Here is a 14,084-nt window from a genome sequence, read left to right as displayed (position 1 = left end):
GCGCGTTGGTATAGCCTGCGGGATCGGATGCGAACGGATCCTGCACATAAAGCGCCTTCTCCGAACGATATTCGCCACCGAGCGAGAACTGTATTGGTCCGCCTGGAAGACGGAAGAATTTGCCCGTGTTGCCGGAAATGAAGCCGCTCACGTCGAACTGCGTAATTCTCGCGTGGTCGACGGCGTTGTAGCTAAAATACTTGGATGCCGCACTATTATCTGCCGCACCGAACGGATTGTACGGAACGCACGCCGCGATGTCGCTCGCCAGGCGAGCGACGTTGGTGGTGGTATTCGGATAGGGGAGAGCAGCGGCCGAATCGAACTGCGCACGGCACTGGATTTGGCCGGTAACCGGGTTCCGACCGGCGTCATACGACAGCAGAAAACGCTGCTTGTCGACATAGCCATAGGTCGTCGTGCGTTGCGTGAACTTTCCGTAGTTTCCGGAAATTTCATAGTTCCAGTCGTCGTTGAAGGTCCCACGCAGACCGCCGACAATGCGGAAGGTCTCACGGCGGAACGCTTCATCGCGGATGCCCGAGTCAGCGAACTGACGTGCGTCGACGAACCGATAACTGCCATTTGAAATGGCGGCGATATCGGCGGCGTTCAGTTTACCGCCGGCAACACCATTGGCTGAGGTGGAAAAGGAGCGTGCGCTGTCGCAGGTTACCGTCAAACTGGTGTTGCAGCCTGCGGCGAGAATCGCATTGGCGATCGTCGTACGGTCGGCGGCGTTGAGGAACGGATTGTCCAGGCGCGTCCGTTCGCGATAGTCGAATTGCGAGTAGGTTCCCTGGCTGAAGGAGGGGCCGGCGTTGGAACCGAGCGTGTCGATGCGAACATACTTCGCCTCGACAAACGCTTCCAATGCTGGGGCGAATTCATAATGGCCCAGCAGGTTGAAATTGTAGCGCTGCTGATACGGGTACACAGACAGCAACTTGTCTTCGCGCCCGGTTTGCCCGTTTCCACCGAGGATGCCGCTATTCGGACCGCTGCTGTAGCGCGTCCCCGTTTGCGGGGTTAGCCGACCGTCGGCACCAAAGATGTACGTGCACGAATAGGGAACCCCGCCAACCGTTGAAGGCGCGCCGTTCGTCGACGCAATGCCGGTCCCGCAAAGCGGATTTGCCGACGGTTGGTTGATCGGCACTAGACCATAGCGGTTGATGGTGGTTGAGCGGATGTCTTGCAGGTAAACGCGGTCGGGGTAGCCATCGCTGCCGTTCTTCAAACCCGACGGATCGATGTCGACCACGCCGAAACCGTCAGCCGATTGATACCACGGGATGTCGGAGCCGAACACGCGTTCCTGGCGGGCATATTCTGCGTGGACGGTAATATTGCCCTTGCCCTCGGCGAAATTATGGCCCGCCAAAATCGAGGCATATTGGTTGGCACCAAAACCGGCACCGCTAATACCCGCATTGGCGCGTACTTGGACCCCGGAATAATCCTTCTTCAAAACAAAGTTTACGACGCCCGCGATCGCGTCTGAGCCATAAACGGCGGAGTTGCCGCCGGTGATCAGGTCAACGCGATCAATCAGGTCGTTGGGAATGGTATTGATGTCGACCGAACTTGCATTGTTAAGGATGTCTGATGGGACATGGCGACGCCCGTTGACGAGCACCAGCGTACGAACGGTTCCAAGACTGCGCAAATCTAAAAGGTTGAGGCCGGCAATACCAACACCCAGCCCCGGGTTTTGTTGTGCAAAAGTGCTGCGGAGCTGCGGCAGATCGTTTAGGATGTCGCCGATATTGTTGCGACCCTGTTGAAAAAACTGGTCTCCACTGATGGAGGTGATTGGAACAATCGAAGAGTTGTTCGGCCTCGCGATACGAGATCCGGTGACCACGATCTCCTTGGGTGTGGTGGAGTCTTCGTCATCGGTTGGGGCGCTTTTCTGCGCGCCCCCGTCGGTTTGGGTTTGCGCCAACGCGATCGACGGGTTTGCCGCCAATACCCCAACGAGCGCGGTGGCACCCATAAGCAACTTTACATTCATGTACTGCCCCCTGTTCGAGCGGAGTGCTCTCCAGAGGGGTATTCAAACTTTTTTGGAAATCGGTGGCAAGGCTACATGAACGTTAGATGACAATATCGTTCATTAATCGTTCATATGTTGCAATCTTGCAACATGCGGTAACATTTGAACCTTGCCAGGAAATGCTTGCGGAGGTGCGACCGCAGGCTCACCGCTCCACACACAGCGCAATCCCCATCCCGCCGCCGATACACAACGTTGCCAAGCCCTTGGTCACATCGCGCTTGGCCATCTCGTACAGCAACGTCGTCAGAACGCGCGCGCCCGAAGCACCGATCGGGTGGCCGATGGCGATCGCGCCGCCGTTCACGTTGACGCGCTCGGCATCCCATTCGAGTTCCTTGCCGACCGACAGCGCCTGTGCCGCAAACGCCTCGTTCGCCTCGATCAAGTCGAGGTCACCGATGCTCCATCCGGCTTTTTGTAGCGCGCGCCGAGTCGCGGGGACGGGGCCGATCCCCATGATCGAAGGGTCGACACCGGCCGATGCCCAGCTCGCGATGCGCGCCAGGATCGGTGATCCGCGGCGTTCGGCTTCGGCGCGGCTCATCAGCACCAGCGCAGCCGCTCCGTCGTTGAGGCCAGAGGCATTGGCGGCGGTCACCGTGCCATCCTTTTTGAAAGCGGGGCGCAGGCCGGACACGCTTTCCAACGTAACACCAGCGCGGATATATTCGTCGTCGGCGACGATCGTGTCGCCCTTGCGGCCCTTGATGGTGACGGGCGCGATCTCGTCGCGAAAGCGGCCCGAGGAGCGGGCGGCGTCGGCAAGATTTTGCGATCGCACCGCAAAGTCGTCCTGCGCGGCGCGGGTGATCTGATATTGCTCCGCCAGATTCTCGGCGGTGATGCCCATGTGATAGCTGTTGAAGGCATCGGTCAGCCCATCCTTGACCATCGTGTCGATCAAGCTGAGGTCGCCCATTTTCTGCCCGGCGCGCAGCAATTGCGCGTGCGCGCTCATCGACATCGATTCCTGCCCACCTGCTACGACGATCGTCGAATCGCCCGTAGCGATCGCCTGTGCGGCCAGCGCCACCGCGCGCAGGCCCGAGCCGCACACCTGATTGACGCCCCAGGCCGGAATTTCCTTGGGTACGCCCGCCGCCATCGACGCTTGCCGCGCCGGGTTCTGGCCCTGCGCCGCGGTCAGCACCTGGCCCAGGATGACTTCGGACACATCTGCGCCCGCTACGCCAGCCTGCGCGAGGGCTGCCTCGATCGCGATCCGTCCGAGTTCGTGCGCAGGCGTTGCGGCAAACGCTCCCAGGAAGCTGCCGACGGGGGTCCGCTTGGCGGCGGTGATGACGATGTCCTGCATGGGGTCTCTCCGGGATCTGTGTCGTGGCCTATTTAGGCGGCGGCAGCGCCTTTAGCCAGTCCGACAATGGCTCCCACAATTGCGTGCGCGCGCCGCGCCCGACGATCATGCCGACATGGCCTGCGCCGAGATCGCGCCGGTCGCGCAAGTTGGCCGCGCTTGCGGCCGGGACGATACGGTCGTTGAGCGACACGAACTCGATGGCCGGGCAGGACAGGGCGGCAGGAGCGATCGTCACCCCGCCGATCTGCCACGCACCGGTGCCAGGCGTATCCGCCGCGATGAAATTCTCGAAGATTTGCACGCCGGTTGCAAAGGGCAGGGGCGCACCGCCATTAGCCCAATCCTCCAGCGCGATAAAGCTGCGCGCGGCTTCGCTATCCGGCTCCAACGCGGCAAAGGCTTCATATTTCGCGATCGTGCGGGCTGGGTCGAGTCGCCAGAAACCCGCTTGCAGCACCTCCATCGGCACCAGGCCGAGCGTGTCGCAGGCCGGCTTGGCCGAATCCCACAAGGCGGCGATCTCTGCACGCGCGGCGGAGCCGTAACCGGTAAAATGCCATGGCGAAGCGATCAGCGCGAGCCCGGCAACCTCGGTCAGGCAGGACGCGGCCAGGGCCATCGTGCCGCCAAGGCAATAGCCGATCAGGATTGGCGGCACCGAAAATTTGGCAATCAGCGGGAGCAACACGCGAGTAATATGTGCGTCTACGTCCAAATCGCGCGCTTTGGGGCCCTGGGTTCCCCAGTCGAGCAGGAACGGCCGATGGCCCTGGCTGGCGAGCCAGCGCAACAGCGAGCTTTCGGGCCGCAAATCGAGGATATGCGGCGGGTTGATGAGCGACGGGATGACGATGACCGCCCGCCCGGTCGCGCCCTTGGCCCCATAGTCCCGTAGCCGCGCCTGTCCTTTTCGAAAACGGGCAGGCATGGCTTTGCGCGGTTTCGCGCGCGCCGCATCCTGATAGGCGCGCAGGCCCGCCAGCGCCGCTGCGCTTCGTTCCGGCGAACCCGCTGTCTGATCACGCAAAATGTCGAGGAACAAAGGTAATGGGCGCGGGCCGTGTTGCGATGCGGCAATAAATGATGATAGGACTTGCGCAACCACAGGCGGGGAGCCTTTCTTCATGAAGAAGACCATTCCGGGCGATGGCCCGGTGATCATTAAAAAATACGCGAACCGCCGCCTCTATAATACCGAGACATCCTCTTACATCACGCTCGAGCACCTCGCTGCGATGACCCGTGACGGGCGGGATTTCAAGGTGGTGGATGCAAAGTCCGAAGAGGACATCACGCACAACATCCTGACCCAGATCATCATGGAAGAGGAACAGCGCGGGCAGACGATGCTGCCGGTGCCATTCCTGCGCCAGTTGATCGCGATGTACGGCGATTCGATGCAGGCGATGGTGCCGGGCTATCTCGAAGCGTCGATGGACAGCTTCCGCCGCAACCAGCAGCAGTTCAAATCGGCGGTCGAGGGCGCGTTCGCCAATTCGCCTTTCGCCGAATTGGCCAAGCAGAATATGGCGATGTTCGAGGCGGCGACTGCGGCGTTCAAGCCAGGGGTGGCGGCTGGTCTGGCACCGGCCGCAAGCGCCGCGAGCAAGGACGACGAGATTGCTGCTCTGAAGGCAGAACTCGGTCGGCTGCACGAAAAGATCGAAAAGCTCGGCGACTGAGCGACGCAGTGCTTTGGTGGGTGGCGGCGGCGGGCGCGATGGTCGTCGCGGCGCTCGCCGGGTTGGGCGACTGGCGACACCGGACGCGGCGCGACCTCGACAAGGTTGGATGGATCAACTGGCCAAGCCTGCAAATGGCAGCGGTCATTGCGGCGGTCGTGTGTGCGATCATGGCGGCGCATCGATGACGAACGCGCGCAGGCTCGCTCAATAGAAGGCGCGTAACGTCAGCGTACGCGTCATGCCATTGCAAGTTGCCAGCTTCACGCTGCGCCCGGCGGCATCGACCGGCCAATGCAAGCTCGCTTCGGCGCTGACGGGAAGCCCGTCGACAGCGCAAATCTGTTCGCCCGCTTGCCAACCGTCCGCCTCGGCCGGGCCGCCCCGCATGACGTGTAGCACCGTCAGCCGATCGTCGTCGCGGCGCAGAATAAGGCCGCTGGTCGAACGCAGCGGCGGCGTGTCCGCCGATGAGTCGGGGAGCAACACCATCCGCCCGGCATGGGGATCGAGCAGGACGCGATAGTGGCGCAGGAAGCCCGACCCGATCCGCCCGTTCATGCCGATCGTGGCGGTGTAGCCGCCCGAAGGCTCGATCCGCATTTCGACGGTGCGGGCGGGCGCTGTCCCGCTGCGCACTCCGGGCACGATCGCAAGATCGACAATCGCTGCCCCGCCCACGCCGTAGCTGATGGTCGAACTGGTCGGACGGTGTTTCTCGGCCAGTGCGGACCATGCTGGCTGGGTAACGGTGATGGCGCTGCCGTCTCCGGTGTCGACCGCCATGCGTGACAGGTGGTGGTTGCCGACGAGAATATCGGTCACATAGGTCGACCATTCCCCGCCAATCCGGAGCGGCGCGATGCTCCCGGCGAAGGGGAGGTTGCCCGAGGGGAGCAAGCGAAAACGCTGCGCCGCATAATCGATGTCGAGCGCGTAGCCCCCGATGATGTCGCTGCCGACCAACAGGTCTATCGCCGCTTGTCCCGTCGTTGCGGGCGGCAGAGGGGCGGTCATCAAGCGGGGACTGTGCACGGTACGTTCCGCCACAGTGACGCTCGATGGATCGACCCAGCCAGTGGCGACCGTGCCGCCAATTGCGAGGGCAGCATGTCCGCCGCGCACCCGCATCCGGGCCGCATCAACGAATCGGCGCGATAGCAGCGAGGTGCTCACCCCCGTATCGAGAATCGCCGTCACGGGGTGGCCATCGACCACGGCCTGAAAGCAAATCTGCTCGGCCGGGGTCAGCGTGAAGGCAACCCAGGGGGCGTCGGCCTCAAGGGCAGGGGTCGCGGTTGCACGCGGGATGGGCGGCGCATCGGAGGCGGCGGCGCAAAGCAAAAAAAACAGAAACACGAGGCAACGCATCGGTCGCCACTGATACCCGATTTAGCGGTCAGAGGCACGCCTCAAGATACGCCTGGTCGAAGCCGAAGGTGCGGGCCTTTTCCAGCGTATAGGGGCGCAGGCCCATCGAGCGATATTCGCCGATGATCTTGCCGTCCGCAGACTCGTCCAAATATTCGAACTTGAACAGTTCCTGCGTGACGATCACCGGGCCCTCCATGCCGATCACCTCGGTCACGTTGGTGACGCGGCGCGAACCGTCGCGCAGGCGTTTCACCTGGATGATCATCTCGACCGAATCGGCGATCTGGCGGCTGATCGCTTCCTTCGGCACCTTGATGTCGGACATCATCACCATGTTCTCCATACGCGCGAGCGCCTCGCGCGGGGAGTTGGCGTGGAGCGTGCACATCGAGCCGTCGTGACCGGTGTTCATCGCGGCGAGCATGTCGAAACACTCGGACCCACGGATTTCGCCGAGGATGATGCGATCCGGGCGCATACGCAGCGCGTTCTTGACGAGATCGCGGATGCTGATTTCGCCCTGGCCTTCGAGGTTGGCGGGCCGCGTTTCGAGCGGCAACCAGTGCGGCTGCTGCAAGCGCAATTCGGCGGCATCCTCGATCGTCAGCACGCGCTCGCCCGGGTCGATCATTTTCGACAGCGCGTTGAGCATCGTCGTCTTGCCCGAACCCGTACCGCCCGAGATGACGACGTTGAAGCGGCACGCGCCCGCGATCTTCAGCGCGGTCGCCATTTTCGGGCTCATCGAGCCGAAGCCTGCCATCATGTCGAGCGTGATCGGCTTGGCCGAGAATTTACGAATCGAGATCGCGGTGCCGCGCAAGGAGAGCGGCGGCACGATCACGTTGACGCGGCTGCCATCCTTGAGGCGGGCGTCGGCGAGCGGCGTGGTCTGGTCGACGCGGCGACCGACCGAGTTGCAGATGCGCTGCGCGATCTGGAAGAGATGCTCCTCGTCGCGGAACTGGATCTGCGCGAGCTCGAGCTTGCCCTTGCGCTCGACATAGGTCTGCTCGGGGCCATTGACCATGATGTCGGTGATGTTCGGGTCGGCGAGCAATTCCTCGAGCGGGCCGAGGCCGAGCAGTTCGTCGACCAGCACCTTTTCCAGCGCGAACTGTTCGCGGCGGTTGAGCGTCAGCTTCAACTCGGCGAGTACTTCGCCGATAATCGGGCGGAATTCCTCGGCCAACTCGTCCTTGTCGAGCGTCGCCGCTGCCTCGGGATCGACGCGTTCGAGCAGGCGCGGGAGCACCTGCTCCTTGATCTTGTGGATCGAGCTTTCGAAACCCTCAACCTTGGAATTGCCGGCATCGCCCGAAGACGCTTGCCGGTCGGCGAGGCGCTGCATCGCGTCCATTTGCAGGCCAGGCATGTTGCCGCTCGGCTCGGTTTCGCCCGGAAGCGACGGCAGGGGGAGCGGCGGGAACTGATCGCTGGCGGTCTCCGCCTCGGTGGCGGGGCGGACGCCCGCGCCGTGCATCGGCCGCGCGACGCCGAAGGCTGGCCGGGTGCCCGGTCCGGCTGATCCAGGTCTGCGCCCAAATGCACTCATGCCACTCAGTTCCTTGTCGTTCGCCCGGACGCTAGCGTCCAAGCTTTTACAATTGCCTAACCACGGTCGCCGGGTTTCGGCTTTAGCGTCCGGCGTTGCGCCGCCAGATCACGAGTTGGTCGCGCCCGCCGGTATAGACCCGGTGGGGCAGGCCAGCCGTAGGATGGTAATCGCGGGCCAGCGTGGCGCTCAGGAGTCGTTCCATCGCTGGGTTGCGGTCGGTCCAGATCGAGTGCGCGATGGTGATGATCGTGCCAGGCCGCCGCGCCAGCGCGTCGCGCAGTGCCTGCGCCTGGTCGACGCCCAGCGCACTGGCCTCGCGCGTCGAACTGAGATGCGCGGTGAAGGCGAAGCGCGTCACCCGGCACGCGTTGCTGAGCTGATAATAAGCAACCGGCCCCTCGTAGATGAACAGGCAGCGCGTCGTCACATCGCTTGGCAGTGCGGCCGCGACATTGGCGGCATAGACGCGCTCTATCGCGCCGATCTTGGGCGCGACGACGACCGCGTAAAATAGCGGCCACGCCATCACGGTGGCGAAGAGCGCCTTGCCGAAGCGAGGAATCGCGAAGGCATGCGCGATCAACGGGCAGCACGCCAGCACCAGCGGAATCGCGTAATGCGGGAAATATCCGCCAATCGCGCCGAAATCGACCAGTCCGAACGCGATCCAGCCGAGGATGAAGAGCGTCTCTTGCCCCCACACCTGGAAGCGCTCGGTGCGGGCCCATAGGCCGAGGAGCGCGACCACCAGGGCGGGCAAAGTGAGGATGACGGAGGTCGCGAGATTGTCGATCGCCGCAGGGTCGGTTGGCCTGCCCTTGGCGATGACTGACAGCACATTGGCTTGCCACCAGGCATCGAAATGGCCGAGCGCGGCGTAGGACAGCATTGCCGCCAGAGTGGGCAGCGCGGCGGCGAGCACCATCGGCACGGCCAGGCGCGCAATCAGGGCCAGATTGCGGGTTTCGCGCCACACCGACCAGATTAGCCAGGCCCCGAAGAACCCGCCTTGGAAGATGGCATTGGTCTTGATCTGGATGGCGAGGCCGATCAGCGCCATCGCGGCGACGCCGTTACCGGTGCGCACACGCTCATTGGCTGTGTCGCTGGCGCGCAAGGTTAGCATCGCCGCTGCCATCACCAGCAGGTCATAAAACACCGGCGTTTGTGTGGTGTCGCCCCACAGAATGTTGAGCTGCGCGAGATAGAACATCCCGGCCATCGTCGCTGGCACCCAGCCGACGCGTCGGTGCATGAACAGCGCGATCAGGAAGGCGGTGGCGGCGGCAAAGGCCGTGGCGACCATTTGCGCGGCAAGGAATCCGTCGCCCGGCAAGAGCCGGATCGCGGCAAACAGGACAAACAGACCGAGCGGCTTACGGTCCCAAATGTCGACATAGGGGAGTTCCCCATGCCACATCCTGTCGCCAACCAGCAGATAGAGCTGCTCGTCCAGCCCCGCGATCGGATTGCCGAACAGACCGAAGCGTAGCAGCACCGCAGCGACAATGGTGGCAGCAAGCGCGATCCAGGCCGCACGCACCGACACCGCGCTTACGCTATGAGGCAGGGGACGGGAGAGTTGGCCAAGGAGCATATCCATGGCCAGCTGTGTCGCAGGGTGTAGTTAATGCCCGGTAAAGGGCGGGGCCGCTCGGCTCAGGCGGCGCGTTCGGCCAGCACGGTCAGGCCGTTTGCATTCACTTCGGCGAAACCGCCTTCGATCGCGATCAATTCGGGTTCGCCCTTTTCGGTGCGATAGACCGACAGCGCGCCGTCGCGGATCGTCGACATGACCGGGGCATGGCCCTCCAGTACGCCGAAATCGCCTTCCGATCCGGGGACGACGACCATGTACACGTCCTCCGAGCGGACGAGCTTTTCAGGCGTGACGAGTTCGAAGTGGAGCATTCTTGTGTCCTTCTCCCTCTCCCCTTCAGGGGAGAGGGTCGGGGAGAGGGGCAGTGTGGGGACTATAGGCCAGCCTGTGTGACTGCCCCTCTCCCCAACCCTCTCCCCGCAAGCGGGGAGAGGGAGTTTGGATTACGCTTCCTGCGCCATCTTTTCGGCCTTGGCGATCGCTTCGTCGATGCCGCCGACCATGTAGAATGCGCTCTCCGGCAGGTGATCGTATTCGCCATCGACGACCGCCTTGAACGACTTTACGGTGTCTTCGACCTGCACGAACTTGCCCGGAATGCCGGTGAACACTTCGGCGACGTGGAACGGCTGCGACAAGAAGCGCTGGATCTTGCGGGCGCGCGACACGATCGACTTATCTTCTTCCGACAGCTCGTCCATGCCCAGGATGGCGATGATGTCCTGCAGCGACTTGTAGCGCTGCAGCGTCTCCTGGACGCGGCGGGCGGTGTCGTAATGCTCCTGGCCGACGATCGCGGGCGTCAGCACGCGCGAGGTCGAGTCGAGCGGATCGACCGCCGGGTAAATGCCCAGCTCCGAAATCGCGCGGTTGAGGTTGGTCGTCGCGTCCAAATGCGCGAACGAGGTGGCCGGCGCCGGATCGGTAAGATCGTCTGCCGGAACGTAGATCGCCTGCACCGAGGTGATCGAGCCCTTGTTGGTCGAGGTGATGCGCTCCTGCAGCGCGCCCATGTCGGTCGACAGCGTCGGCTGATAGCCCACGGCCGAAGGAATACGCCCGAGCAGGGCCGACACTTCCGAACCTGCCTGGGTGAAGCGGAAGATGTTGTCGACGAAGAACAGCACGTCCTGGCCTTCGACGTCGCGGAAATATTCGGCGATCGTCAGGCCCGACAGCGCGACGCGGGCACGCGCGCCTGGCGGCTCGTTCATCTGGCCGAACACGAGCGCGACCTTCGAGCCCTCGGGCGTCGGGTTGCCATCGGCGTCCTTGGCGATGACGCCCGCGTCGAGGAATTCGTGATACAGATCGTTACCCTCGCGGGTGCGCTCGCCGACGCCGGCGAACACCGAGGTGCCGCCATGGCCCTTGGCGATGTTGTTGATCAGTTCCTGAATGAGCACGGTCTTGCCGACGCCGGCACCGCCGAACAGGCCGATCTTGCCGCCCTTTGCGTACGGCGCGAGCAGATCGATGACCTTGATGCCGGTGACCAGAATCGCGCTCTCGGTCGACTGATCGACGAACAGCGGGGCAGGCGCGTGGATCGGCATCGTGTCGGTGTGGCCAACTGGCCCACGCTCGTCGATCGGCTCGCCGATCACGTTGAGGATGCGCCCCAGCGTCTGCGGGCCAACCGGAACGCGGATCTGCGAGCCGGTGTCGGTGACTTCCTGGCCGCGGGTGAGGCCCTCGGTCGAGTCCATCGCGATCGTGCGGACGGTGTTCTCGCCGAGATGCTGCGCAACTTCGAGCACCAGGCGGTTGCCGTTGTTCGAGGTTTCCAGCGCGTTCAAAATCGCGGGCAGGCGGTCCTGCTCAAAGGTTACGTCGACGACGGCGCCGATGACCTGAGAGATGCGGCCGACGCTGTTGGTGGTCACCGGGGCGAGTGTGTCTGGGGCGGTTGCCATGATGCTTTCCTCGTATCGACTACTTGAGCGCTTCGGCGCCGGAGATGATTTCCACCAACTCGGTGGTGATCGCGGCCTGGCGGCTGCGGTTATACTGGATCGTCAGGCGATTGATCATGTCGCCGGCGTTGCGCGTCGCATTGTCCATCGCGGTCATGCGGCTGCCTTGCTCCGACGCTGCGTTTTCGAGCAGCGCGCGGAAAATCTGGATCGCGACGTTGCGCGGCAGCAAATCGGCGAGGATCGTTTCCTCATCGGGCTCATACTCGACCGCAGCACCGCCATCCACCACGGGAGCGGCGGTGGTGTCGATTGCGACCGGGATGATCTGGCGACCGACCGGTTCTTGCACCAAAGCCGACTGGAACTTGGCGTAGAACAGGTGCGCGATGTCGAATTCGCCCGCCTCGAACCGGGCGATGACATCGTCTGCAATCGCGCGCGCATCGGCGAAGGCGACGGTCTTGATGTGGCTCATCTCATGGTCGGCGGCGATCTGCGTGGGGAAGAAGCGCTTGATCACGCGGCCCTTCTTGCCCGCCACATAGAATTTCACGGTCTTGCCAGCAGCTTCCAGCTCTTCGGCCTTGCGGCGTGCGGCGCGGACGATGTTCGAGTTGAACGCACCGGCGAGACCACGCTCGGACGTCGCAACGATCAACAGGTGGACCTGGTCCTTGCCGGTTCCCGCCAGCAGCTTGGGGCTCGATTCGCTGACCGAAACCTTGGCGGCAAGGCTCGCCATGACCTTTTCGAGCTGCTCGGCATAGGGACGGCCAGCGACTGCGGCCTCCTGCGCACGGCGCAGTTTCGCGGCGGCGACCATCTTCATCGCCTTGGTGATCTTCTGCGTCGACTTCACCGAGCCGATGCGGATCTTGAGGGCCTTGAGGCTTGCCATTCTAGTCCTTCTTCTCCCTCTCCCCTCCGGGGAGAGGGTCGGGGAGAGGGGCCGTCCCACAAACTTCCGTCCGCGTTACGGCCCCTCTCCCGACTTCGCTTCGCTCGTCTGCCCTCTCCCCGGTGGGGAGAGGGAGGGTTTTACGCAAACGTCTTCGAAAACGCACCCAGTGCGGTCTTCAACGCTTCCGTCGTCTCCTTCGACAGGTCGCGCTTGTCGCGAATGTCCTTCAGGAGATCGGCGTGATCGCTGCGCATCGCGGCCAGCATCGCCTGTTCATAGCGGACGACGGCGTTGACCGGAACGGTATCGAGGAAGCCTTGCGTACCCGCGAAGATCGACACGGTCTGCTCTTCGAACGGCATTGGCGAGAACTGCGCCTGCTTCAACAGCTCGGTCAGGCGTGCGCCGCGGTTAAGCAGCTTCTGCGTCGACGCGTCGAGGTCCGAACCGAACTGCGCGAACGCCGCCATTTCGCGATACTGGGCGAGCTCGAGCTTGATTGAGCCCGACACCTTCTTCATCGCCTTGGTCTGTGCGGCCGAGCCGACGCGCGACACCGACAGACCGACGTTGATCGCCGGACGGATGCCCGCGAAGAACAAGTCGGTTTCGAGGAAGATCTGGCCGTCGGTGATCGAGATCACGTTGGTCGGGATATAGGCCGACACGTCGCCTGCCTGGGTTTCGATGATCGGCAGTGCCGTCAGCGAGCCCCCCCCGTTCGCGTCGTTCATCTTCGCCGCGCGCTCGAGGAGACGCGAGTGGAGATAGAAGACGTCGCCGGGATAGGCTTCGCGGCCCGGCGGGCGACGCAGCAGCAGCGACATCTGGCGGTAGGCGACGGCCTGCTTCGACAGATCGTCATAGACGATGACGGCATGCATGCCGTTGTCGCGGAAATATTCGCCCATCGCGCAGCCGGTGTACGGCGCGAGGAACTGCAGCGGCGCCGGGTCCGACGCGGTTGCGGCGACGACGATCGAATAGTCCATCGCGCCGTTCTCGGTCAGCGTGCGGACGAGCTGCGCAACGGTCGAGCGCTTCTGGCCGACAGCGACGTAGATGCAATAGAGCTTCTTGCTCTCGTCATCGCCCTGGTGCGCGGCCTTCTGGTTGATGAAGGTGTCGATCGCGACCGCCGACTTGCCGGTCTGGCGATCGCCGATGATCAGCTCGCGCTGGCCACGACCGACGGGGACGAGCGCGTCGATCGCCTTGAGGCCGGTCTGCACCGGCTCGTTGACGCCCTGGCGCGGGATGATGCCCGGTGCCTTGACTTCGACGCGGCTGCGCTGGTCGGAAACGATCGGGCCCTTGCCGTCGATCGGGTTGCCGAGACCATCGACGACGCGACCCAACAGACCCTTGCCGACGGGAACGTCGACGATCGTGCCGGTGCGCTTGACGACGTCGCCTTCTTTGATCTGGCTGTCCGAGCCGAAGATCACGACGCCGACATTGTCGGCTTCGAGGTTGAGCGCCATGCCCTGCACGCCGTTCGAGAACTCGACCATTTCGCCCGCCTGGACGTTGTCGAGCCCGAAGATGCGGGCGATGCCGTCACCGACGCTCAGCACCTGGCCGGTTTCCGAAACCTGCGCTTCGGTGCCGAAGTTGGCGATCTGGTCCTTGATGACCTTCGAGATTTCTGCGGCGCGGATATCCATGAC

12 protein-coding genes are annotated in these 14,084 nt (G+C 63.3%); 2 read left to right on the top strand and 10 right to left on the bottom strand.

Features of this window, described 5'->3' with window-relative positions; genetic code table 11:
- From EJC47_RS17565 to EJC47_RS17555, 3 genes are all read right to left on the bottom strand, one after another.
- Window positions 1-2,017 (bottom strand): TonB-dependent receptor plug domain-containing protein (locus tag EJC47_RS17565; protein WP_185867711.1); only part of this gene is annotated, 2,017 nt, incomplete at its 3' end.
- A gap of 187 nt (window positions 2,018-2,204) precedes the next feature.
- Window positions 2,205-3,377 (bottom strand): acetyl-CoA C-acetyltransferase, encoded by a 1,173-nt coding sequence (locus EJC47_RS17560; RefSeq protein ID WP_033966471.1) that lies wholly within the window; start codon window positions 3,375-3,377, stop codon window positions 2,205-2,207.
- 28 nt (window positions 3,378-3,405) lie between these two features.
- Window positions 3,406-4,506 (bottom strand): alpha/beta fold hydrolase, encoded by a 1,101-nt coding sequence (locus EJC47_RS17555; protein WP_126849107.1) that lies wholly within the window; start codon window positions 4,504-4,506, stop codon window positions 3,406-3,408.
- Between EJC47_RS17555 and phaR the strand changes: the two genes are divergently transcribed.
- Window positions 4,505-5,062: a polyhydroxyalkanoate synthesis repressor PhaR gene (phaR, locus tag EJC47_RS17550; RefSeq protein WP_126849106.1), complete on the top strand. Its 558-nt coding sequence runs from the start codon at window positions 4,505-4,507 to the stop codon at window positions 5,060-5,062. The genes EJC47_RS17555 and phaR overlap by 2 nt on opposite strands.
- A gap of 8 nt (window positions 5,063-5,070) precedes the next feature.
- On the top strand, window positions 5,071-5,250 hold the full coding sequence (locus tag EJC47_RS17545; RefSeq protein ID WP_033966473.1) for a hypothetical protein: 180 nt from the start codon (window positions 5,071-5,073) through the stop codon (window positions 5,248-5,250).
- Between the two features lie 19 nt (window positions 5,251-5,269).
- Here EJC47_RS17545 and EJC47_RS17540 read toward each other — a convergent pair whose 3' ends face one another.
- The 7 genes from EJC47_RS17540 to atpA form a co-directional block, all read right to left on the bottom strand.
- Window positions 5,270-6,421 (bottom strand): aspartyl protease family protein, encoded by a 1,152-nt coding sequence (locus tag EJC47_RS17540; protein ID WP_185867710.1) that lies wholly within the window; start codon window positions 6,419-6,421, stop codon window positions 5,270-5,272.
- A 40-nt stretch (window positions 6,422-6,461) separates the two neighbouring features.
- Complete coding sequence (locus tag EJC47_RS17535; protein ID WP_126849104.1) at window positions 6,462-7,991, bottom strand: CpaF family protein; 1,530 nt, start codon at window positions 7,989-7,991, stop codon at window positions 6,462-6,464.
- Window positions 7,992-8,073: 82 nt separating this feature from the next.
- The gene (locus tag EJC47_RS17530) at window positions 8,074-9,597 is read right to left on the bottom strand and encodes a glycosyltransferase family 39 protein (RefSeq protein WP_126849103.1); all 1,524 of its coding nucleotides are present in this window, start codon (window positions 9,595-9,597) and stop codon (window positions 8,074-8,076) included.
- 56 nt (window positions 9,598-9,653) lie between these two features.
- Complete coding sequence (locus EJC47_RS17525; protein ID WP_010404117.1) at window positions 9,654-9,905, bottom strand: ATP synthase F1 subunit epsilon; 252 nt, start codon at window positions 9,903-9,905, stop codon at window positions 9,654-9,656.
- 132 nt (window positions 9,906-10,037) lie between these two features.
- Window positions 10,038-11,510, bottom strand: coding sequence for a F0F1 ATP synthase subunit beta (gene atpD / locus EJC47_RS17520; protein WP_126849102.1), 1,473 nt, complete (start codon window positions 11,508-11,510; stop codon window positions 10,038-10,040).
- 19 nt (window positions 11,511-11,529) lie between these two features.
- On the bottom strand, window positions 11,530-12,411 hold the full coding sequence (locus EJC47_RS17515; RefSeq protein ID WP_126849101.1) for a F0F1 ATP synthase subunit gamma: 882 nt from the start codon (window positions 12,409-12,411) through the stop codon (window positions 11,530-11,532).
- A gap of 140 nt (window positions 12,412-12,551) precedes the next feature.
- On the bottom strand, window positions 12,552-14,081 hold the full coding sequence (atpA, locus tag EJC47_RS17510; protein WP_126849100.1) for a F0F1 ATP synthase subunit alpha: 1,530 nt from the start codon (window positions 14,079-14,081) through the stop codon (window positions 12,552-12,554).
- Between the last annotated feature and the right edge of the window lie 3 nt (window positions 14,082-14,084).

The sequence above is a fragment of the Sphingomonas sp. TF3 genome, assembly GCF_003985085.1.
Taxonomy (GTDB): Bacteria; Pseudomonadota; Alphaproteobacteria; order Sphingomonadales; family Sphingomonadaceae; genus Sphingomonas.
This window is presented reverse-complemented; position numbering and strand designations above follow the sequence as displayed.

Bases quoted from the DNA above. Each gene is read 5' to 3' on its own strand.
- atpA (WP_126849100.1), bottom strand. From the start codon at position 14,081: ATGGATATCCGCGCCGCAGAAATCTCGAAGGTCATCAAGGACCAGATC.
- atpD (WP_126849102.1), bottom strand. From the start codon at position 11,510: ATGGCAACCGCCCCAGACACACTCGCCCCGGTGACCACCAACAGCGTC.
- EJC47_RS17515 (WP_126849101.1), bottom strand. From the start codon at position 12,411: ATGGCAAGCCTCAAGGCCCTCAAGATCCGCATCGGCTCGGTGAAGTCG.
- EJC47_RS17525 (WP_010404117.1), bottom strand. From the start codon at position 9,905: ATGCTCCACTTCGAACTCGTCACGCCTGAAAAGCTCGTCCGCTCGGAG.
- phaR (WP_126849106.1), top strand. From the start codon at position 4,505: ATGAAGAAGACCATTCCGGGCGATGGCCCGGTGATCATTAAAAAATAC.
- EJC47_RS17555 (WP_126849107.1), bottom strand. From the start codon at position 4,506: ATGAAGAAAGGCTCCCCGCCTGTGGTTGCGCAAGTCCTATCATCATTT.
- EJC47_RS17560 (WP_033966471.1), bottom strand. From the start codon at position 3,377: ATGCAGGACATCGTCATCACCGCCGCCAAGCGGACCCCCGTCGGCAGC.
- EJC47_RS17530 (WP_126849103.1), bottom strand. From the start codon at position 9,597: ATGGATATGCTCCTTGGCCAACTCTCCCGTCCCCTGCCTCATAGCGTA.
- EJC47_RS17535 (WP_126849104.1), bottom strand. From the start codon at position 7,991: ATGAGTGCATTTGGGCGCAGACCTGGATCAGCCGGACCGGGCACCCGG.